The sequence below is a fragment of the Pseudomonas sp. KBW05 genome, assembly GCF_003852405.1.
In the GTDB taxonomy this organism is placed as follows: Bacteria; Pseudomonadota; Gammaproteobacteria; order Pseudomonadales; family Pseudomonadaceae; genus Aquipseudomonas.
Genome location: NZ_QAJM01000019.1, coordinates 186,728 through 205,409 on the forward strand (window position 1 = coordinate 186,728; position 18,682 = coordinate 205,409).

24 protein-coding genes are annotated in these 18,682 nt (G+C 60.1%); 11 read left to right on the forward strand and 13 right to left on the reverse strand.

Annotated features, from left to right (window positions below; translation table 11 throughout):
• Window positions 1–37 precede the first annotated feature (37 nt).
• Genes DBR46_RS19290 through DBR46_RS19310 form a run of 5 tightly spaced genes read right to left on the reverse strand, consistent with a single transcriptional unit; the run spans window position 38 to window position 3,075 of the window.
• Entirely contained in the window at window positions 38–343 is a 306-nt protein-coding gene (locus DBR46_RS19290; protein WP_124527461.1) for a lipid asymmetry maintenance protein MlaB, read from the reverse strand.
• Complete coding sequence (locus tag DBR46_RS19295) at window positions 340–990, reverse strand: phospholipid-binding protein MlaC (RefSeq protein WP_124527462.1); 651 nt, start codon at window positions 988–990, stop codon at window positions 340–342. Before DBR46_RS19295 ends, DBR46_RS19290 begins: the two co-directional genes overlap by 4 nt.
• A gap of 11 nt (window positions 991–1,001) precedes the next feature.
• The gene (gene mlaD, locus DBR46_RS19300; RefSeq protein ID WP_003171814.1) at window positions 1,002–1,469 is read right to left on the reverse strand and encodes an outer membrane lipid asymmetry maintenance protein MlaD; all 468 of its coding nucleotides are present in this window, start codon (window positions 1,467–1,469) and stop codon (window positions 1,002–1,004) included.
• Window positions 1,469–2,266 (reverse strand): lipid asymmetry maintenance ABC transporter permease subunit MlaE, encoded by a 798-nt coding sequence (gene mlaE / locus DBR46_RS19305; RefSeq protein ID WP_017738750.1) that lies wholly within the window; start codon window positions 2,264–2,266, stop codon window positions 1,469–1,471. The genes mlaD and mlaE overlap by 1 nt, the downstream gene beginning before the upstream one ends.
• Window positions 2,266–3,075, reverse strand: coding sequence for an ATP-binding cassette domain-containing protein (locus DBR46_RS19310; RefSeq protein ID WP_017738751.1), 810 nt, complete (start codon window positions 3,073–3,075; stop codon window positions 2,266–2,268). Before DBR46_RS19310 ends, mlaE begins: the two co-directional genes overlap by 1 nt.
• A 298-nt stretch (window positions 3,076–3,373) precedes the next feature.
• Between DBR46_RS19310 and DBR46_RS19315 the strand changes: the two genes are divergently transcribed.
• The 10 genes from DBR46_RS19315 to DBR46_RS19360 all read left to right on the forward strand — a co-directional run bounded on the left by DBR46_RS19315 (window position 3,374) and on the right by DBR46_RS19360 (window position 10,384).
• Window positions 3,374–4,348: a KpsF/GutQ family sugar-phosphate isomerase gene (locus DBR46_RS19315; RefSeq protein WP_124527463.1), complete on the forward strand. Its 975-nt coding sequence runs from the start codon at window positions 3,374–3,376 to the stop codon at window positions 4,346–4,348.
• Window positions 4,349–4,873 (forward strand): HAD family hydrolase, encoded by a 525-nt coding sequence (locus tag DBR46_RS19320; protein ID WP_017738753.1) that lies wholly within the window; start codon window positions 4,349–4,351, stop codon window positions 4,871–4,873.
• Between the two features lie 8 nt (window positions 4,874–4,881).
• Window positions 4,882–5,454, forward strand: a complete 573-nt coding sequence (gene lptC, locus DBR46_RS19325; protein ID WP_124527464.1) for an LPS export ABC transporter periplasmic protein LptC — start codon at window positions 4,882–4,884, stop codon at window positions 5,452–5,454.
• Window positions 5,441–5,974, forward strand: a complete 534-nt coding sequence (lptA, locus tag DBR46_RS19330; RefSeq protein ID WP_124527465.1) for a lipopolysaccharide transport periplasmic protein LptA — start codon at window positions 5,441–5,443, stop codon at window positions 5,972–5,974. Before lptC ends, lptA begins: the two co-directional genes overlap by 14 nt.
• Complete coding sequence (lptB, locus tag DBR46_RS19335; RefSeq protein WP_005784841.1) at window positions 5,974–6,699, forward strand: LPS export ABC transporter ATP-binding protein; 726 nt, start codon at window positions 5,974–5,976, stop codon at window positions 6,697–6,699. Before lptA ends, lptB begins: the two co-directional genes overlap by 1 nt.
• Window positions 6,700–6,883: 184 nt before the next feature.
• Window positions 6,884–8,377: an RNA polymerase factor sigma-54 gene (locus DBR46_RS19340; RefSeq protein ID WP_016974289.1), complete on the forward strand. Its 1,494-nt coding sequence runs from the start codon at window positions 6,884–6,886 to the stop codon at window positions 8,375–8,377.
• Window positions 8,378–8,452: 75 nt separating this feature from the next.
• A complete protein-coding gene (gene raiA, locus DBR46_RS19345) occupies window positions 8,453–8,758 on the forward strand; it encodes a ribosome-associated translation inhibitor RaiA (protein WP_010170586.1) in 306 nt (101 codons plus the stop codon).
• 12 nt (window positions 8,759–8,770) lie between these two features.
• Window positions 8,771–9,235 (forward strand): PTS IIA-like nitrogen regulatory protein PtsN, encoded by a 465-nt coding sequence (gene ptsN, locus DBR46_RS19350; protein ID WP_017738757.1) that lies wholly within the window; start codon window positions 8,771–8,773, stop codon window positions 9,233–9,235.
• A gap of 2 nt (window positions 9,236–9,237) precedes the next feature.
• Entirely contained in the window at window positions 9,238–10,095 is an 858-nt protein-coding gene (rapZ, locus tag DBR46_RS19355; RefSeq protein WP_028618857.1) for an RNase adapter RapZ, read from the forward strand.
• 16 nt (window positions 10,096–10,111) lie between these two features.
• Entirely contained in the window at window positions 10,112–10,384 is a 273-nt protein-coding gene (locus tag DBR46_RS19360; protein ID WP_017738759.1) for an HPr family phosphocarrier protein, read from the forward strand.
• 37 nt (window positions 10,385–10,421) lie between these two features.
• Here the strand turns inward: DBR46_RS19360 and DBR46_RS19365 are convergent, their stop codons facing one another.
• The 6 genes from DBR46_RS19365 to pmbA all read right to left on the reverse strand — a co-directional run bounded on the left by DBR46_RS19365 (window position 10,422) and on the right by pmbA (window position 15,695).
• Entirely contained in the window at window positions 10,422–11,315 is an 894-nt protein-coding gene (locus tag DBR46_RS19365) for a ZIP family metal transporter (RefSeq protein ID WP_124527466.1), read from the reverse strand.
• 33 nt (window positions 11,316–11,348) lie between these two features.
• Window positions 11,349–11,960, reverse strand: coding sequence for a superoxide dismutase (locus DBR46_RS19370; RefSeq protein ID WP_124527467.1), 612 nt, complete (start codon window positions 11,958–11,960; stop codon window positions 11,349–11,351).
• Between the two features lies 1 nt (window position 11,961).
• Window positions 11,962–12,405 carry a hypothetical protein gene (locus DBR46_RS19375; RefSeq protein WP_124527468.1) on the reverse strand — a complete coding sequence of 148 codons (444 nt, stop codon included), beginning with the start codon at window positions 12,403–12,405 and terminating at the stop codon, window positions 11,962–11,964.
• 27 nt (window positions 12,406–12,432) lie between these two features.
• A complete protein-coding gene (locus DBR46_RS19380; RefSeq protein WP_124527469.1) occupies window positions 12,433–13,809 on the reverse strand; it encodes a lyase family protein in 1,377 nt (458 codons plus the stop codon).
• Window positions 13,802–14,197: a FagA protein gene (locus DBR46_RS19385; RefSeq protein WP_124527470.1), complete on the reverse strand. Its 396-nt coding sequence runs from the start codon at window positions 14,195–14,197 to the stop codon at window positions 13,802–13,804. The genes DBR46_RS19380 and DBR46_RS19385 overlap by 8 nt, the downstream gene beginning before the upstream one ends.
• 151 nt (window positions 14,198–14,348) lie before the next feature.
• A complete protein-coding gene (pmbA, locus tag DBR46_RS19390; RefSeq protein WP_124527471.1) occupies window positions 14,349–15,695 on the reverse strand; it encodes a metalloprotease PmbA in 1,347 nt (448 codons plus the stop codon).
• 108 nt (window positions 15,696–15,803) lie between these two features.
• On the opposite strand from pmbA, the gene yjgA reads away from it, so the two are divergent.
• Complete coding sequence (yjgA, locus tag DBR46_RS19395; RefSeq protein ID WP_017738766.1) at window positions 15,804–16,325, forward strand: ribosome biogenesis factor YjgA; 522 nt, start codon at window positions 15,804–15,806, stop codon at window positions 16,323–16,325.
• A gap of 47 nt (window positions 16,326–16,372) precedes the next feature.
• Here yjgA and tldD read toward each other — a convergent pair whose 3' ends face one another.
• Both tldD and DBR46_RS19405 read right to left on the reverse strand, forming a co-directional pair.
• Window positions 16,373–17,815: a metalloprotease TldD gene (gene tldD / locus DBR46_RS19400; RefSeq protein ID WP_124527472.1), complete on the reverse strand. Its 1,443-nt coding sequence runs from the start codon at window positions 17,813–17,815 to the stop codon at window positions 16,373–16,375.
• A 16-nt stretch (window positions 17,816–17,831) separates the two neighbouring features.
• Window positions 17,832–18,680, reverse strand: coding sequence for a carbon-nitrogen hydrolase family protein (locus DBR46_RS19405; RefSeq protein WP_124527473.1), 849 nt, complete (start codon window positions 18,678–18,680; stop codon window positions 17,832–17,834).
• Window positions 18,681–18,682 lie beyond the last annotated feature (2 nt).

The following is an 18,682-nucleotide window of genomic DNA, read 5'->3' on the forward strand; positions in this document are numbered from 1 at the left end:
GCAGGACTCTGACGGGGGGCTTCTCTAATAATGTGTATTAAGGATGTGCCAACAGCTCGGTCAGACCGGAAACTTCGGCAATTTCACGCATGTCTTCGGGCATGGCACGGATGCTGACCGTTTTATTGGCCGCCTCGGCGTCACGCATGAAGCACAGCAGCAAGGACAAACCCACGCTGCTGGATTTGGTCACTTGCGAGCAATCCACCACCAGTGCGGGCGCGGTGCTGCTGTTGATCAGAGCCTGGCCCTGCTTGCGCAGGCCCGGCCCGGAGCGATAGTCCAGCACGCCACTGATGAACAACTCGCCGGCATCGCCGAGACGAACGGCCGATTCGGTCATTGCGCAGGCTTCCCGGCAGCTTGCTTGTCGGTTTCTTCCTTGGCCTTGGCGACTTCACCGGCCCAACCATTGATGGTCTTGTCCAGGTCGTTGCCATTGCGCTGCATGGCGTCGGCGAACTGGTCACGGAACAGCTTGCCGATGTTGATGCCGTTGATGATCACGTTGCGCAGTTTCCACTCGCCGTTGATCTTCTCCAGGGTGTACTGCACAGGATAGACCGCGCCGTTGGTGCCCTTGACGGTCATGCCAACGCTGGTGCGGTCACCGGATTCATCCTTGGCCGGATCGACGGTAATGCCCTGGTTGTTGTACTCAAGCAAAGCGTTGCCATAGAACTGGAACAGGCCTTTCTTGAAGTTTTCCTGGAAGGTCTGCATCTGTGCAGGCGTGGCCTTGCGCGAATACTTGACCGTCATGATGCTGCGGGAAATACCTTCGGCATCGACCACCGGGCCGACAATGGTGTTCAGCGCGTCGTAGAACTTGGTCGGGTCTTGCTTGTACTGTTCTTTGTTGGCCGTCAGGTCAGCCAACATTTTGTTGGTCGTATCCTGCACCAGTTCGTGCGCAGAACCTGCCGCGTTGGCCATCAGCGGCAACGCTGCAAGCAGTACCAGCAGGCCACGTCGCAAGGTAGAGATCATGAACAGATTCCTCATTTGGCGTCTTTATTGACCGTATTGAGCAGGAATTTACCGATCAGGTCCTCAAGCACCAGCGACGACTGCGTGTCGTGGATGGTCGAGCCATCCTTGAGCAGGGCTGTCTCCCCACCCACGCTGACACCGATGTACTTCTCGCCCAGCAAACCCGCAGTGAGGATAGATGCCGTGGAGTCAGTCGGCAGATTATCTACCTTCTTGTCCAACTGCATCGTCACTCGACCGGTGAAGCTGTCGCGATCCAGATCGATTGCCGTGACCTTGCCGATGGTTACACCAGCCATGGTCACTTTAGCTCTGACAGTCAAACCGGCGATATTGTCGAAGTACGCGTAAAGTTTATAAGTATCGGCGGTCGGGCTGGCCGAAAGGCCGCTGACTCGCAGGGCCAGCAACAGTAAAGCCAGGATGCCAGCCAGCAAGAAAAGGCCGACACCGATTTCCACAGTGCGGTTTTGCATCAGAAATCTCCAAACATCAAGGCGGTCAAAATGAAGTCAAGGCCCAGTACCGCCAGCGAGGCGTACACAACGGTCTTGGTGGTGGCGCGACTGATCCCTTCTGAGGTGGGCTCACAGTCGTAGCCTTGGAATACGGCGATCCAGGTCACTACAAAGGCGAAGACAATGCTCTTTATGATGCCATTGAGCACGTCACCGCTGAAGGTCACGCTGTTTTGCATGTTGGCCCAATAAGAGCCGTCGTAGACCCCCAGCCAGTCCACCGCCACCCACGAACCGCCCCAGATACCGACCACGCTGAAGATCATCGCCAGCAGTGGCAGGGAAATGAAGCCGGCCCACAGGCGCGGGGCAACAATGTACTTGAGCGGGTCCACGCCGATCATTTCCAGGCTGGACAGTTGCTCGGTGGACTTCATGTTGCCGATCTCGGCGGTCAATGCAGAACCTGCGCGCCCGGCGAACAGCAAGGCGGTGACCACCGGCCCCAGTTCCCGCAGCAGCGTCAGGGCCACCATCTGCCCTACCGCCTGCTCCGAACCGTAGCTGGAGAGGATATTGAAGCCCTGCAACGCCAGCACCATGCCGATAAAGACCCCGGAGACCACGATGATCACCAGGGACATCACGCCCACTGCGTGCAGTTGCTTGATCAGCAGGCCAAAACCGCCACCAATGCCGCCGCGGCCCAGCAAGGCGTGAAAGAGGAAAATCGTCGAACGGCCGAGCACTTCGATGATGTCGATGCCGGAACGACCGAAAAGGCGGACCTTCTCGATAAGTGAAGTCTTGCGCATCAACGCTTCCCCAGAAGATCTGAGCGGTAGTCCGCTGCCGGAAAATGGAAAGGCACCGGGCCATCGGGGTCGCCCGTCATGAATTGGCGAATGCGCGGGTTATCGGCGTTCATCAGTTCTTCAGGCGTGCCCTGCCCCAGCACCTGGCCATCGCCGACCACATAAAGGTAGTCGGCAATGCTCGCGGTTTCTGCCAGGTCGTGGGAAACCACGATACTGGTAATGCCCAGCGCATCGTTGAGCAGGCGGATCAGGCGCACGAGCACGCCCATGGCGATCGGGTCCTGGCCCACGAAAGGCTCGTCGTACATGAGGATCTGCGGGTCGAGGGCAATGGCACGGGCCAGGGCCACACGGCGCTTCATGCCGCCGGACAGCTCGTCGGGCATCAGGTCGATGGCACCACGCAGCCCTACGGCCTGTAGTTTCAGCAACACGATGTCACGAATCATTTCATCGGACAGCTGGGTATGCACCCGCAGCGGGAAGGCTACGTTTTCGAAAACATCGAGATCGGTGAACAGCGCACCGCTCTGGAACAGCACACCCATGTGCTTGCGCGCATCGAACAGATCGCTGCGCGACAACGTCGGCAGGTTCTGGCCGTTGACCCATACTTCACCGGCAGTCGGGCGCAATTGCATGCCCATCAGGCGCAGCAAAGTGGTCTTGCCGCAACCGGAAGGCCCCATGATGCCCGTGACCTTGCCGCGGGGAATGCGGATATCGACGTTATTGAAGATGCTGCGCGTCCCGCGCTTGAAGGTAAGGCCCTTCAGCTCGACCGCGTAGGCGTTATCGGCACTCATCTAAACTCCTTGGGATGCAGCCTTTCACTCAGACACCATGTTTGCGCCAAACGTTTGCAACGTTCGTGCAATAGTTAGCCACATGGGCTGGGCGGACCGAACTGGCGGCGAACTATATCACTGCTGGTACAACGCGCCCAAGGCCGGAACCGTGCTTGTTCAGACACAGGACAGGGAAAAAGCGTTGCTTTAGATGAATCTCACGGGCATTGCGAATAAACCCTGACGAACTTGCGTGAGGGAATTGCGCATTGCCGCTATAATCGCCGACTTTTCGTCAGGCTATACGATTTCAGACATGAGCCAATCCAGCGACCTTATTCAATCCGCACAACGCACCATCCGCCTTGAGCTTGAAGCCGTAGAAGGCTTGCTGGCCCATATCGACGCGGATTTCGTACGCGCTTGCGAGATGATTCTGGCCAGCAAGGGCCGCGTTGTCGTGGTCGGCATGGGCAAATCCGGCCATGTCGGCAACAAGATTGCCGCCACCCTGGCCAGCACCGGGACCACCGCATTTTTTGTGCACCCCGCCGAGGCGAGCCACGGCGACATGGGCATGATTACCAAGGATGACATCATCCTGGCATTGTCCAATTCGGGCACCACCAACGAGATCGTGACCCTGTTGCCGCTGATCAAGCGCCTGGGCATCAAGATGATCAGCCTCACCGGCAACCCCGATTCGACGCTGGCCAAGGCTGCCGAAGTGAACCTCAATGTTCACGTAGCCCACGAAGCCTGCCCGCTAAACCTGGCGCCGACCTCGTCCACCACCGCCGCATTGGTCATGGGCGACGCCCTGGCCGTGGCGTTGCTGGAAGCCCGCGGCTTTACTGCAGAAGACTTCGCATTTTCCCACCCGGGCGGCGCCCTCGGCCGTCGCCTGCTACTGAAAGTAGAAAACGTCATGCATTCGGGCGATGAATTGCCCCACGTCCAACGCGGCACGCTGCTGAAAGACGCGCTGATGGAAATGACCCGCAAGGGCCTGGGCATGACAGTGATCCTGGAAACCGACGGCAAACTGGCCGGCGTCTTCACTGACGGCGACCTGCGCCGCACCCTGGACCGTACCATCGACATCCACACCGCGACCATCGACGCAGTGATGACGCCCCACGGCAAGACTGCCCGCCCCGAGATGCTGGCGGCCGAAGCCTTGAAAATCATGGAAGACCACAAGATCGGTGCGCTGGTGGTCGTTGACAGCAACGATTGCCCAATCGGCGCCCTGAACATGCACGACTTGCTGCGTGCGGGAGTGATGTAAATGACCAGCGACCTGCTGCAACGCGGCAAACACATCAAATTGGCGATTTTCGACGTGGACGGCGTGCTGACTGACGGCCGCCTGTATTTCCTCGAAGATGGCAGCGAATTCAAGACCTTCAACACCCTCGACGGCCAAGGCATCAAGATGCTGATGGCGGCGGGCGTGCAAACGGCGATTATCAGCGGCAGAAAAACCCCCGTTGTGGAACGCCGCGCACAAAACCTGGGGATTCCTCACCTGTATCAGGGCCGCGAGGATAAACTGGTGGTCTTGGACGAGCTTCTTGGCCAACTCAACCTAAGCTATGAGCAGGTCGCCTACTTGGGCGACGACTTGCCTGACCTGCCGGTGATCCGCCGGGTCGGCCTGGGCATGGCCGTTGCCAATGCGGCGGCGTTTGTTCGCGAGCACGCCCACGGCATCACCACCGCCCGCGGCGGTGAAGGTGCCGCCCGTGAGTTCTGCGAGCTGATCCTGCGTGCCCAAGGCAGCCTTGAAGCGGCCCACGCCGCCTACCTATAGAGCGTTTTATGCTGAGTAAAAAGATTCGCAACTTCCTGTTATTCGGGGTCATCGCCGCGCTGTTCCTGGCGGTGGGCTACTGGAATATCAGCCCGGAGCGCTTTCTCGACCAGCCTGTCGCGCAGGTTGATGAAGGCGCTATCGACTATTACGCCACCAATGCCTACAGCATCCAGTATCTGCCGGATGGCAAGGTGCAGTACGAGATCACCTCGGACAAGGTCGAGCATTTGAAGACGTCCGAAGTCACCCTGCTGACCAACCCGGACATGAACATCTACCGCGGCACCGAGTTTCCGTGGCACGTCACCAGCAAGCGTGGCGAGGTCAACCCGGACGGCACCGAAGTGGAACTGATCGACTCGGTACGCGTTGCGCGTACCGATGATAAAAACCGTGACACCGTGATTACCAGCAGTCGCATGACCGTATTCCCGCAGAAGCAATATGCGCAGACCGAGCAAGACGTTAGAATCGACGGCGCTGGCGGGGTATCGACTGGCAAGGGAATGAAAGCGTATTTGAAAGAAAGCAGGATACACCTGCTATCGAACGTAAGAGGACAGTATGAGGCTCGTTAAAACTCTCCCTATTTTGCTCAGTCTGGGCGCAGCACTGGGAAGCGTGAGCGCCTGGGCTCTGCCGAACGATAGCCAGCAACCGATCCACATTTCGGCTGACGATGCGCAACTGGATGACAAGCAAGGCGTCGCCACCTACACCGGCGGCGTAATCATCACCCAAGGCTCGATGAAGATCACCGGCAACACGGTGACCCTGACCCGTACCGCCAATGGCGACATTGACGTGGTGACCTCGGTGGGCAACCTGGCTTACTTCGAACAGAAGCAGTCGCCTACCGACACCGGCCCGATGAAGGGCTACGGCAAGACCATCCAGTACCACGCCCAGCAGAACCGCATTGTCCTGATCGACCAGGCCAAGGTGCTCAGCCCGGACGGCAACTCCACGGAAGGCGAGAAAATCACCTACGACACCGTGAAGCAAATCGCCAACGCCGGCCGCGCCAATGGCACCAAGGTGACTGCACCACGTCCGCGTATCGACATGGTTATCCAGCCGAAGAAGAAGGCCGAGTAATGGCAACCCTGAAAGCCCAGCATCTGGCCAAGGCCTACAAAAGCCGTCAGGTCGTGCGTGACGTCAGCCTGTCGATCGACAGCGGCCAGATCGTCGGCTTGCTCGGCCCCAACGGCGCCGGCAAGACGACCTGCTTCTATATGATCGTCGGCCTGGTCCAGGCGGATCAGGGTCGCGTCCTGATCGACGACCTGGACGTGAGCCACCAGCCCATGCACGGTCGTGCACGCGCCGGCATCGGCTATCTTCCGCAGGAGGCGTCGATCTTCCGCAAACTGTCGGTAGCCGACAACATCATGGCGATCCTCGAGACCCGCAAGGAACTCGACCGTGACGGCCGTCGCAAGGAGCTGGAAAGCCTCCTGCAGGAATTCCACATCAACCACATTCGCGACAACCTCGGCATGAGCTTGTCGGGTGGTGAGCGTCGTCGTGTAGAAATCGCCCGCGCCCTCGCCACCGCGCCAAAGTTCATCTTGCTGGACGAACCGTTTGCCGGCGTCGACCCGATCTCGGTCGGCGATATCAAGCAGATCATCCATCACCTCAAGGCGAAGGGCATCGGCGTACTGATCACCGACCACAACGTGCGCGAAACCCTCGATATCTGCGAAACCGCGTATATCGTCAACGATGGCCAGTTGATTGCCGAAGGCGACGCCGAGACTATCCTTGCCAACGAACTGGTGAAGGAAGTGTACCTGGGTCACGAGTTCCGCCTGTAAACACCGTGGTGTCACGGCCGCTGCCAAGATGCGCGGGAGTCAATGAAAACCTCTGGATTTTTATTGTTACCGCGCTCTAGGCAAAGCCCGCGATATCAGGCATATAATTTGCTTATGTTTGGCGCTCACGCGCCCTGTCGTGGATGGCGCATTGCGCCGGCGAATAAGGTGTTAAGCCCCTGCCATGAAACCATCGCTAGTCCTGAGAATGGGCCAGCAGCTGACGATGACACCGCAGCTGCAACAGGCCATCCGCCTGCTCCAATTGTCGACCCTGGACCTGCAACAGGAAATCCAGGAGGCCCTGGAGTCCAATCCGATGCTCGAACGCCAGGAAGAAGGCGACGACTTCGATAATGCAGACCCGCTGGCCGACAACATCGAGCAAAAACCCAACTCCGACGTGCAAGAACCCTCCTATCAGGAAACCGCCCCAACGGTGGATAACCTGGAAGAAGGCGAATGGAACGAACGCATTCCCAACGAGCTTCCCGTGGACACCGCCTGGGAAGACGTCTACCAGACCAGCGCCAGCAGCCTGCCCAGCAACGATGACGACGAGTGGGACTTCACCACCCGCACCTCCGCCGGTGAAAGCCTGCAGAGCCATCTGCTGTGGCAACTGAACCTCGCGCCGATGTCGGACACCGATCGCCTGATCGCCGTGACCCTCATCGACTGCATCAACAACCAGGGCTACCTGGACGAGACGCTGGAGGAGATCCTCGAAGCGTTCGACCCGGAACTGGACATCGAACTGGACGAGATCGAAGCCGTCCTGCACCGCATCCAGCAGTTCGAGCCCGCCGGCATTGGCGCCCGCACCCTCAGCGAATGCCTATTGCTGCAACTGCGCCAACTGCCCGCCAAGACCCCTTGGCTCGCTGAAGCCCAACGCCTGGTCACGGATTACATCGACCTGCTGGGCAGCCGCGACTACAGCCAGTTGATGCGCCGCATGAAGCTCAAGGAAGACGACCTGCGCCAGGTCATCGAGCTGGTGCAGAGCCTCAACCCGCGCCCAGGCTCGCAGATCGAGTCCAGCGAAGCCGAATACGTGGTCCCTGACGTGATCGTGCGCAAGGACAACGAGCGCTGGCTGGTGGAGCTGAACCAGGAATCGGTGCCGCGCCTGCGGGTCAACCCGCAATACGCGGGCTTTGTGCGCCGCGCCGACACCAGCGCCGACAACACCTTCATGCGCAACCAGTTGCAGGAGGCCCGCTGGTTCATCAAGAGCCTGCAAAGCCGCAACGAAACCCTGATGAAAGTCGCGACCCAGATCGTCGAGCACCAGCGCGGCTTCCTGGAGTACGGCGACGAAGCGATGAAACCGTTGGTGCTGCATGACATCGCCGAAGCGGTTGGCATGCACGAATCGACGATTTCACGGGTGACCACGCAAAAATTCATGCATACCCCACGGGGTATTTATGAGCTGAAATACTTTTTCTCCAGCCACGTCAGCACCTCCGAAGGCGGCGAATGCTCGTCCACGGCGATCCGCGCGATCATCAAAAAACTGGTTGCCGCGGAAAATCAGAAAAAGCCATTGAGTGACAGTAAGATCGCTGGTTTACTGGAGGCACAAGGCATTCAGGTCGCCCGTCGAACCGTCGCCAAGTACCGCGAGTCCCTCGGGATCGCGCCTTCCAGCGAGCGTAAGCGTTTGATGTGACGGGCGGGCCACAGCGTTCCAGTGGCAGGCGCTTTTGCCTGCCGCTTTATGCACTGGCAACGAAGGAGAAGCTGTATGCAAGTCAACATCAGTGGACACCAACTGGAAGTGACCGAACCGCTGCGCGCCTATATCGGCGAAAAACTCAAAAGAATTGAGGGGCATTTCGACAAGATCACCAACGTGCAAGTCATCATGACTGTCGAAAAGCTGAAGCAGAAAATCGAAGCCACCTTGCGTATACCCGGCGGGGAAGTAGTCGCCAATGCCGAGCATTCAGATATGTATGCCGCCATTGACGACCTGACCGACAAGCTGGATCGCCAAATCAAAAAGCATAAGGAAAAGCAGCAGAGCCTTCTCCAGGGCACTGGCCGCTAACACTCCCCACCCATGATTCGACTTGAAACCATCCTGACCCCCGGCCGTTCCCTCGTGAACGCGCCGGGTGGCAGTAAAAAGAAAGCCCTCGAACAAATTGCCAACCTGATCAGCCGCGAAGTGCCTGACCTGGAGATGCAAGATGTGTACGAGGCTCTGATTGCCCGTGAAAAACTCGGTTCCACCGGTTTTGGCAACGGCATCGCCATTCCCCATTGCCGCCTCAAAAGCTGTGAGGCACCTGTCAGCGCCCTGCTGCACCTGGACGCTCCCATCGATTTCGACGCCATCGATGGCGCCCCGGTTGACCTGCTGTTCGTCCTGCTGGTCCCGCAAGCCGCCACCGATGCACACCTGGAACTGCTCCGGCAGATCGCCAGCATGCTCGACCGCAAGGAAGTACGCGACAAACTGCGCAGCGCCAGCAGCAACGAGGCGCTGTACCAGGTTGTCCTGGATGAACAGAACGGGCAGTAATCATGCGTTTGATCATCGTCAGCGGCCGCTCCGGCTCGGGTAAAAGCACCGCCCTCAACGTTCTTGAGGATAACGGTTTCTATTGCATCGACAACCTGCCCGCCGGCTTGCTGCCGGAGCTGGCGGAGCGCGCGCTGATCCACACCGAACTGGCGCAACCTCTGGTGGCCGTTTCGATCGATGCCCGCAACCTGCCCAGCCACCTTGAGCGGTTCCCGCAACTGCTTGAGGAAGTTCGCGCCAAGCACATTCATTGTGATGTGCTGTACCTGGACGCCGACGAAGAAACGCTACTCAAGCGCTTTTCCGAAACCCGCCGGCGCCACCCCCTCAGCAGCCCACATCGCTCCCTGGCAGAAGCCATCGAAGACGAAACCAAGTTGCTGGGGCCGATCATCGACCTCGCCGATCTGAAAATAAACACCACCAGCCTCAACCTGTACCAGCTGCGCGACGCCATCAAGCTGCGCCTGCTGAACCAGCCAGAGCCTGGCACCGCGTTCCTCGTCGAGTCGTTTGGCTTCAAGCGTGGCATGCCGGTGGATGCCGACCTGGTGTTCGATGTGCGCTGCCTACCGAACCCCTATTGGAAACCCGAGCTGCGTGAGCAGTCCGGGCTGGATCAGCCCGTGGCCGATTACCTGGCAGCGCAGCCGGATGTTGAAGAGATGTTCCAGGATATCTCCAGCTACCTGCTCAAATGGCTGCCGCGCTTTGCTGCAAGCAATCGGGCGTATGTCACCATTGCCATTGGCTGCACCGGCGGCCACCACCGCTCGGTCTACTTGACCGAACGCCTGGGCCAGGTGCTTCAACAAACTCTCAAGAACGTCCAGGTTCGCCACCGCGACCTTAGCTGAAAGGATCACCCCCGCGATGCCCGCTCTGGAAATTGAAATCATCAACAAGCTGGGCTTGCATGCCCGGGCTTCTGCGAAGTTCGTCGGCGTCGCCGGGCAGTTCCCTTGCCAGATCCGTGCGGGGCGCACCCCGGAATCCATGGTCGATGGCAAAAGCATCATGGCCATGATGATGCTGGCCGCCGGCAAGGGCACCAGGATTCACCTGAAGACAGAGGGTGAGCAAGAGCAGGAAGCGATGGACGCCCTGGTGGCGCTGATCAACAACTTCTTTGATGAGGGTGAGTAAACTCACCCTTTGAGGCGGGCGTGAAGTCGCAACGACTTCAGCCCAATGCGGTATCCATCACCATCATCAAGCAAAAACCGATGCACAACCCCAGGCTGGCAAGCTTTTCGTGACCGTTGCGCCGCGATTCGGGGATCACTTCATGAGTCACCACCAGCAACATCGCCCCGGCCGCCAACGCCAGCCCGAGTGGCAGCAGCACCTCTGCCAGGCTCACCAACCAGGCACACAGCACGGCGAATACCGGCTCGACCAAACCTGAAGCCGCACCGATCAGGAACGCCTTGACCCGCGACATCCCTGCCCCGGCCAATACCAAGGCAATCACCAGACCTTCGGGTACATCCTGCAAGGCGATGCCCATGGCCAGGCTATCGGCATCAGGCATACCGCCGCCTGCCGAAACCCCCACCGCCATGCCCTCCGGGATGTTATGGGCAATGATGGCAAACACGAACAGCCAGATACGCGGCGGTATCACCGGGTGATCCGTTGTCCCCACCAACATTTCCGGGCTCGCGCCGGAGACCTTGCGATCAACCAGATACAGCCCGAACGCGCCCAGCATGATACCGAAGCTGATTAACCCACTGGCGCCCCAGGGCGTGAGCCCCAGGCTTTCAGCAGCGGCGATCCCCGGCACGATCAGCGAAAAGGCTGTCGCCGCCAGCATCACCCCGGCACCAAAACCCAACAATGTGTCGCTCAGCGCTACCGGCATCCGTCGTATGACCAATACGGGCACCGCGCCAAGCGCCGTGCCCAGTGCGCAAATCGATCCACCTTGCAGGGCGCGCAGAATGCGCGGCTCCAGGTTCAGCCAGTCCAGCCCATGGGCCACCAGCAATGCAGTACCTGCCAATAGCAGCAGCGAGCCAAACGCATAACGAAACATCCGCCCGCTGCTGATCGCCAGTGTTTCAATGCCCATAGTCGGCCTTAGATCTTGTTGTGGTGGTCAATGTCAGGCCAAGGCGGCCTGATAGCGTGCGGCGACTTCCGGCCAGTTGATAACGCTGTAGAAGGCGTTGATGTATTCCGGGCGACGGTTCTGATACCGCAGGTAGTAGGCGTGCTCCCAGACGTCCAGGCCGAGGATCGGCGTATTGCCATTCATCAGCGGGCTGTCCTGGTTACCGCTGCTTTCCACTACCAGGGTCTTTTGCGGGGTCACGCTGAGCCAGGCCCAACCGCTGCCGAAACGGGTCAACGCAGCCTTGGTGAAGGCTTCCTTGAAGCTGTCGAAACCACCGACTTGCTCATCGATAGCCTTGGCCAGCGCGCCTTCAGGCTTGCCGCCACCTTTGGGCGACATCACCGCCCAGAACAGCGAATGGTTGGCATGGCCGCCACCTTGGTTGATCACGGCGGCCCGCAGTTTTTCCGGCAGCTGCTGCACGCTGGACACCAGTTTCTCGACCGGCCAGCCCGCGAATTCGGTGCCCTCGACAGCGGCGTTGAGGTTGTTGATATAGGTCTGGTGGTGCTTGGTGTAGTGAATCTCCATGGTTTGCGCATCGATGTGCGGTTCCAGGGCGTCGTAGGCGTAAGGCAAGGCAGGCAAGGTGTAGGACATTTCAATGTGCTCCGTAATAAGGACTGTTGCGAGTCGACGCATCCTGTTGCGCCGCGGTACCACCCAGCAGGCGATGGGTACGCGGGTACTCGCCGTGATCGCTGATGAAGTTCAACAGTTCGACATAGGTCTTGCTGCTCTGGCGCAGCGCCGCCTCACGCAATTGCGGGGTCAGGCGCGGGTCCTGCATGGCTTGCAGCAGGCGCTGATGGATAGCGCAGAGGTATTCCGCGCTTTCCTCCGGCTGGTTCAGGCGCAGATGCAGGTCCGCCAGGTTGTGATGGGAAATGACGCAAGCCGCCACTGCTTCGTCGGCATCCGCCCAGCGTTCGAACAGCACTTGGGCCAGGGCCAGGGCTTGCAAATAGGCCTCGCGAGCATCAACCAGTTCGCCCGCCATAAAGCAGCGATTGGCCCGTTCGATCGTGCGTTTCCAGTGCTCCATGGTGAGCCTCCAAAGCAGGGTCGGTGATTACACGCCGCCGGCCGTGAGCTTTTCCGGGTCCAGCAGGACTTCCAGTTGGCTGCGGGGCAAGTCGGTGTGTTCAAGGGCCACATCAATCACCGGGCGGCCTTGTTGATAGGCTTTCTTGGCAATTTCAGCGGCCTTCTGGTAGCCAATGATCGGGTTGAGTGCCGTAACCAGGATCGGGTTGCGCGACAGCGCTTCCTTGAGCTTGGCTTCGTTGACCTTGAAGGTGGCGATGGCCTTGTCCGCCAGCAAGCGGCTGGAATTGGCCAGCAATTCGAGGCTGCTGAGCAGGTTCTGGGCGATGATCGGCAGCATCACGTTCAGCTCGAAGTTGCCGGATTGGCCCGCGACAGTGATGACCGTGTCATTACCGATCACTTGCGCGGCGACCATGGCGGTGGCTTCCGGGATCACCGGATTGACCTTGCCCGGCATGATCGAAGAGCCCGGTTGCAAGCCTTCCAGCTCGATTTCACCGAGGCCGGCGAGCGGGCCGGAGTTCATCCAGCGCAAGTCGTTGGCGATTTTCATCAGCGACACGGCAGTGGCTTTCAACTGGCCGGAGACGGCGACGGCGGTGTCCTGGGAACCAATCAGCGCAAACAGGTTCTTGCCCGGCGTGAATGTCACGTCCGTCAGGCTGCTCAACTGCTGGCTGAAACGTGCCGCAAATTCCGGGTGGGCGTTGATCCCGGTGCCGACTGCCGTACCACCTTGGGCCAAGGCCTGCAGGCTCGGGAGCAAATCCTGCAAGTGACCGATGTTGGCCTTGAGTTGCTGTGCCCAACCGTTGAGCACCTGGCTCATGCGCACCGGCATGGCGTCCATCAGGTGCGTGCGGCCGGTCTTGATGAACGGGTGGACTTCCTCCGCCTTGCGCTCGATCACCTGCACCAGGTGCAGCAACGCCGGCAGGGTTTGCTCATGCAGGACCAGCGCAGCGCTGACGTGGATGGTGGTCGGGATGATGTCGTTGCTGCTTTGGCCGCAGTTCACGTGGTCATTGGGGTTGACCGCCTCGCCCAGCAAACGGCTGGCCAGGGTCGCGATCACTTCGTTGGCGTTCATGTTGGAGCTGGTGCCGGAGCCGGTCTGGAAGATATCCACCGGGAAGTGCTGCATGAAGTCGCCTTCGAGCAAGCCCTGGGCGGCATCGACGATGGCCTTGCCCTGCCCTTCGGTGATTTGCTTGAGGTCGACGTTGACCTTGGCGGCGGCGGCCTTGGCCAGGATCAGGGCGCGAATGAATTGCGCCGGCATGCGCTGATGACTGATCGGGAAGTTGTTCACCGCGCGCTGGGTTTGTGCGCCATACAAGGCCTCGGCCGGCACTTGCAGTTCGCCCATGCTGTCGCGTTCGATACGGGTGTTACTCATCGTTAGATCCTTGCACCAGGTCAGAAACAGAAATCGAGGGCAGCAATTCGCAGGTCGCCAATCGCCACGCAAAGCTCTGCCAACGCTTGAGGCGGCAGGCACAGTGAGAGAGTTTTTCCAGGTCACGCAGGGGGCGCCAGGCCTGGTCCAGGCACATGGAGCGCCAATGCCAGGGCAATGCGATATCGCTGGCGGTATCGAGCAGCAGACGGAATGAGGTTTCAGCGATCGTCCACGGATGGGTCGCGGTGCAGCACGCCAGGTAGCGACCCTCATTGAGGTAATGCTCGATCAGGCGCGGCTCGTTGGGGTTGAGGCCGCAGCGAATCTGGCGACTCATCCAGCGCCAGCTCTCCAGGTAAGGATCCTCATGCAGGACTGAACTCATGATCCACACTCATCCGGTAATGATATTTATTATTAAATGATATTGAGAATCAAAACAAGAGTGACCGATTAATCTGCCTGCAACGCGGCCACAAAAAAAGGCGCGCCATCGTTGAGATGGCGCGCCTTTTTTAGGTGAAGCGTCGGAAGGATCAGCTGCCGGCGACCGTCATCCGCTCGATCAGCACCGAGCCTGTGCGAATGTTGCTGCGCAGTTCCAGATCGTTACCGACCGCGACAATTTGCTTGAACATGTCGCGCATGTTGCCGGCGATGGTGACTTCCTGGACGGCGAACTGGATCTCTCCGTTTTCCACCCAGAAACCCGCCGCACCCCGGGAGTAATCACCGGTCACCATGTTCAGGCCATGGCCCATCAACTCCGTCACCAGCAGGCCACGCCCCATGCGACGCAACAACGCTGCCTGGTCTTCATCACCATGGGTGACGAACAGGTTGTGCACACCACCGGAGTTGGCCGTGCTTGGCAGGCCGAGCTTGCGGCCGGAGTACGTCCCCAGCACATAGGACACCAACTCGCCGTTTTCGACGAACGGTTTGGCATAGGTCGCCAGGCCATCGCCGTCAAACGCCGAGCTACCCATGGCGCGCATCAAGTGTGGACGCTCATCGAGGGTCAGCCACTCCGGGAACAGCTTTTGCCCGATTGCGCCCTCAAGGAACGACGACTTGCGGTACAGGTTGCCGCCGGAAATCGCGCTGAGGAAACTACCGAACAAACCACCGGCCAACTCCGCCGAAAACAGCACCGGCACTTCGCATGTTGGCACCGGGCGGGCGCCCAAGCGGCTGGCGGCACGTTGCGCGGCACGCTGGCCAATGCTGACCGGGTCCGCCAGCAACTCGCCCTGGCGGCTTACGTCGTACCAGTAGTCGCGCTGCATCTGGCCGTTGGCTTCAGCGATCATCACGCAGCTCAAGCTATGGCGGGTGGACGCATAACCGCCGATAAAACCATGGCTGTTGCCATACACACGGCAACCTTGATGCGTGCTCAACGTGGTGCCATCCGCGTTCTTGATGCGGGCATCAGCGTCAAACGCAGCTGCTTCACAGATCAAGGCCTTCTCGATGGCCTGCTCTGGGGTGATGTCCCATTCATGGAACAGGTCGAAGTCTTTCAAATCCTTGGCCATCAGCGCCTTGTCGGCCAAGCCCGAGCTTTCATCCTCGGAGGTGTGCTGGGCAATCGCCAACGCGGCGGCGACGGTCTCGCGAATCGCTTCCGGGCCGCTGGCCGAAGTGCTGGCCGAGCCCTTGCGATGCCCCACATACAGGGTGATGCCAAAACCCTGGTCACGGTTGAACTCAACGGTTTCCACTTCGCGCTGGCGTACCGACGTCGACAGCCCCTGCTCCAGCGACACCGCCACTTCACAGGCACTGGCCCCCTGGCGCTTGGCCTCGGCAAGGATCTGCTCGACTTGTTCCTGCAGTGCCGGTAACGCTTGCGGACCGACGCTTTGGGCTGCACTCATGGTTTTCTCCACTCAAATTCTGCTTTCGGTTAAGGCCATCGAGCGACCGGGCCGGACAAGCGGCCCCCGACTGGTTATCATGGCGGCGTTTCTTTGCGGACTGCCACCATGGTTGATTCTTACGACGACTCCCTCGATGGGGAGAAAAGCAAAACCCAGGTCAAACGTGAGCTGCATGCTCTGGTTGACCTTGGCGAGCGCCTTACAACGCTCAAGAAAGACTTGATTGCAAAACTGCCCCTGACCGACGAAATGCGCCGGGCGCTTGCGGATGCACCCAAGCACACCGCGAATATCGCGCGTAAACGGCACATTATGTTTATCGGCAAGCTGATGCGCGATCAGGACACTGACGCCATTCTGGCCCTGCTCGATCAAACCGATGCCTCCACTCGCCAGTACAACGAACGCTTCCATAACCTGGAACGTTGGCGTGACCGCCTGATCGCGGGCGATGACGCCGTGCTGGAGAAATTCGTGCTGGACTACCCGGACGCGGACCGCCAGCAATTGCGCTCCCTGATCCGCCAGGCCCAGCATGAGCAGGCGCATAACAAGGCGCCGGCCACCAGCCGTAAAATCTTCAAGTACATCCGTGAGCTGGACGAGACTCAACGCGGTCTGCGCTGATCCTCTTCCCCGGGTGGCGATCTTCGCCACCCGAAGCTCCACCTTTCCTACGAGCCCGTGCCACCCACGGTGATCGCATCAATTTTCAGCGTTGGCTGGCCGACACCTACCGGCACCGACTGCCCATCCTTGCCGCATGTGCCCACGCCGCTGTCCAGCGACAGGTCGTTACCGACCATCGACACCTTGCTCATGGCTTCCGGCCCGTTACCAATCAACGTTGCCCCTTTGACCGGCGCGGTAATCTTGCCGTCTTCGATCAGGTACGCCTCGCTGGTGGAGAACACGAACTTGCCGCTGGTGATGTCCACCTGGCCGCCGCCGAGGTTGGCGCAGTAGATACCGCGTTTTACCGAGGCGATGATCTCCGCCGGGTCGCTTTCGCCGGCGAGCATGTAGGTGTTGGTCATGCGTGGCATCGGCAGGTGCGCGTAGGACTCGCGACGACCATTACCGGTACGTGCCACGCCCATCAGGCGGGCGTTGAGCTTGTCTTGCATATAGCCCTTGAGCACGCCGTTTTCGATCAGCGTGGTGCACTCGGTCGGCGTACCTTCATCGTCAACGCTCAGCGAGCCACGACGGCCAGCCAACGTGCCGTCATCGACAATGGTGCACAGCTTGGACGCAACCATCTCGCCCATGCGCCCGCTGTAGGCGGAACTGCCCTTGCGGTTGAAGTCGCCTTCCAGACCATGGCCCACGGCTTCGTGCAGCAGTACACCGGACCAACCCGAGCCCAATACCACCGGCAACGTACCGGCCGGTGCTGGAATGGCCTCCAGGTTGACCAAGGCCTGGCGCAGCGCTTCACGGGCATAACCCATGGCGCGGTCATCACTGAGGAAATAACGGTAGTCGGTACGCCCGCCGCCGCCATGCCCGCCGCGCTCACGGCGGCCATTCTGCTCGACGATCACACTGACATTGAAGCGCACCAGCGGCCGTACATCCGCCGCCAGGCTGCCGTCGGTGGAGGCCACCAGGATGCGCTCCCACACACCGGCCATGCTCACGGTGACTTGCTGGATACGCGGATCAAGGGCGCGGGTAGCCGCGTCGACACGCTTGAGCAGCTCGACTTTTTCCGCACGGCTGATCACTTCCAGCGGGTTATCCGGCCCATACAACTGCGCCACGTCCTGGGTGGTAAACGCTTGCACCGTGCCGTTCTGGCCTGCACGGGAGATAGAACGTGCCGCACGCGCCGCCAGGCCCAGGGCTTCCAGCGTGATGGCATTGCTGTAGGCAAAACCGGTTTTTTCACCGGATTGCGCGCGCACGCCTACACCCTGATCCAGGTTGAAGCTGCCTTCCTTGACGATGCCGTCTTCGAGGGCCCAGGACTCGGAAATCTGCCCTTGGAAATACAGGTCGGCCGCGTCGATACCCGGCCCGGCCAGATCGCCTAGCACGGTTTGCAAGCTTTCGATGGTCACGCCACCGGGTGCCAGGAGGTGTTCACTGACTGAGGACAACAACTCGCTCATAGGTTTGGCCTTAAATTCATCGTTCCGAAGCAGGCCGCTGTGCGCCCTGCGAGAAAAAGCGCCGATGGTTGACCACCGGCATGCGCGCCCGTATCGACGCTTGTTCACTGCTGTCGCGTTCGGCCAACAACACCGCTTCGCCTTGGTCCTGTTGTGCCAGCACGCGCCCCCACGGGTCGACAATCGCCGCGTGACCATGGGTTTCCCGCGGCCCTGGGTGCACGCCACCCTGGGCCGCCGCCAGCAGGTAACACTGGGTTTCGATGGCGCGTGCGCGAATCAGCACGTCCCAATGCGCGGCGCCGGTCACCGCCGTAAAGGCCGACGGCGCAGTAATCAATTCAGCCCCCGCCGCCCGCAATTCACTGTACAGCTCGGGAAAGCGCAGGTCGTAACACACGGTCAGGCCCAAGCGCCCCACCGGCGTATCTGCCACCACCACGTTGCTCCCGAAAGCATAGTCGTCGGATTCGCGATAACGACCGCGCGCATCGGCAACATCCACATCGAACAGGTGCAGCTTGTCGTAACGAGCAACGATTTCGCCCCGGTCATCGACCAGCAGCGAGCAGGCGTTGGACTTGGCGTTCGGCTGATCCTTGGGCGGCAACGGCAAGGTGCCGGCCACTATCCATAAGGTGAGGTCGCGGGCGGTCTGTTTCAACCACGGCAGGATCGGCCCTTCGCCCAACGCCTCCGCGCGGCCGATATCGGCCACGTCACGGCGGCCCATGGCGGCGAAATTTTCCGGCAGCACGGCCAGCTTTGCACCGCCTGCCGCCGCCTGTTCCAGCAGGCGCCGGGCCTGGGCCAGATTGGCCAGCACATCGCTCTGGCTGACCATTTGAATTACCGCAAAGGACATGG

Excerpts from the sequence above, each read along its gene's own strand:
- raiA (WP_010170586.1), top strand. The coding sequence starts at position 8,453 with ATGCAAGTCAACATCAGTGGACACCAACTGGAAGTGACCGAACCGCTG.
- DBR46_RS19310 (WP_017738751.1), bottom strand. The coding sequence starts at position 3,075 with ATGAGTGCCGATAACGCCTACGCGGTCGAGCTGAAGGGCCTTACCTTC.
- mlaD (WP_003171814.1), bottom strand. The coding sequence starts at position 1,469 with ATGCAAAACCGCACTGTGGAAATCGGTGTCGGCCTTTTCTTGCTGGCT.
- DBR46_RS19370 (WP_124527467.1), bottom strand. The coding sequence starts at position 11,960 with ATGTCCTACACCTTGCCTGCCTTGCCTTACGCCTACGACGCCCTGGAA.
- DBR46_RS19340 (WP_016974289.1), top strand. The coding sequence starts at position 6,884 with ATGAAACCATCGCTAGTCCTGAGAATGGGCCAGCAGCTGACGATGACA.
- mlaE (WP_017738750.1), bottom strand. The coding sequence starts at position 2,266 with ATGCGCAAGACTTCACTTATCGAGAAGGTCCGCCTTTTCGGTCGTTCC.
- pmbA (WP_124527471.1), bottom strand. The coding sequence starts at position 15,695 with ATGAGTGCAGCCCAAAGCGTCGGTCCGCAAGCGTTACCGGCACTGCAG.
- yjgA (WP_017738766.1), top strand. The coding sequence starts at position 15,804 with ATGGTTGATTCTTACGACGACTCCCTCGATGGGGAGAAAAGCAAAACC.
- lptA (WP_124527465.1), top strand. The coding sequence starts at position 5,441 with ATGAGGCTCGTTAAAACTCTCCCTATTTTGCTCAGTCTGGGCGCAGCA.
- DBR46_RS19380 (WP_124527469.1), bottom strand. The coding sequence starts at position 13,809 with ATGAGTAACACCCGTATCGAACGCGACAGCATGGGCGAACTGCAAGTG.
- lptC (WP_124527464.1), top strand. The coding sequence starts at position 4,882 with ATGCTGAGTAAAAAGATTCGCAACTTCCTGTTATTCGGGGTCATCGCC.
- DBR46_RS19375 (WP_124527468.1), bottom strand. The coding sequence starts at position 12,405 with ATGGAGCACTGGAAACGCACGATCGAACGGGCCAATCGCTGCTTTATG.
- rapZ (WP_028618857.1), top strand. The coding sequence starts at position 9,238 with ATGCGTTTGATCATCGTCAGCGGCCGCTCCGGCTCGGGTAAAAGCACC.
- DBR46_RS19320 (WP_017738753.1), top strand. The coding sequence starts at position 4,349 with ATGACCAGCGACCTGCTGCAACGCGGCAAACACATCAAATTGGCGATT.
- DBR46_RS19295 (WP_124527462.1), bottom strand. The coding sequence starts at position 990 with ATGATCTCTACCTTGCGACGTGGCCTGCTGGTACTGCTTGCAGCGTTG.
- DBR46_RS19360 (WP_017738759.1), top strand. The coding sequence starts at position 10,112 with ATGCCCGCTCTGGAAATTGAAATCATCAACAAGCTGGGCTTGCATGCC.
- DBR46_RS19290 (WP_124527461.1), bottom strand. The coding sequence starts at position 343 with ATGACCGAATCGGCCGTTCGTCTCGGCGATGCCGGCGAGTTGTTCATC.
- DBR46_RS19405 (WP_124527473.1), bottom strand. The coding sequence starts at position 18,680 with ATGTCCTTTGCGGTAATTCAAATGGTCAGCCAGAGCGATGTGCTGGCC.
- ptsN (WP_017738757.1), top strand. The coding sequence starts at position 8,771 with ATGATTCGACTTGAAACCATCCTGACCCCCGGCCGTTCCCTCGTGAAC.
- DBR46_RS19315 (WP_124527463.1), top strand. The coding sequence starts at position 3,374 with ATGAGCCAATCCAGCGACCTTATTCAATCCGCACAACGCACCATCCGC.
- lptB (WP_005784841.1), top strand. The coding sequence starts at position 5,974 with ATGGCAACCCTGAAAGCCCAGCATCTGGCCAAGGCCTACAAAAGCCGT.
- DBR46_RS19385 (WP_124527470.1), bottom strand. The coding sequence starts at position 14,197 with ATGAGTTCAGTCCTGCATGAGGATCCTTACCTGGAGAGCTGGCGCTGG.
- DBR46_RS19365 (WP_124527466.1), bottom strand. The coding sequence starts at position 11,315 with ATGGGCATTGAAACACTGGCGATCAGCAGCGGGCGGATGTTTCGTTAT.
- tldD (WP_124527472.1), bottom strand. The coding sequence starts at position 17,815 with ATGAGCGAGTTGTTGTCCTCAGTCAGTGAACACCTCCTGGCACCCGGT.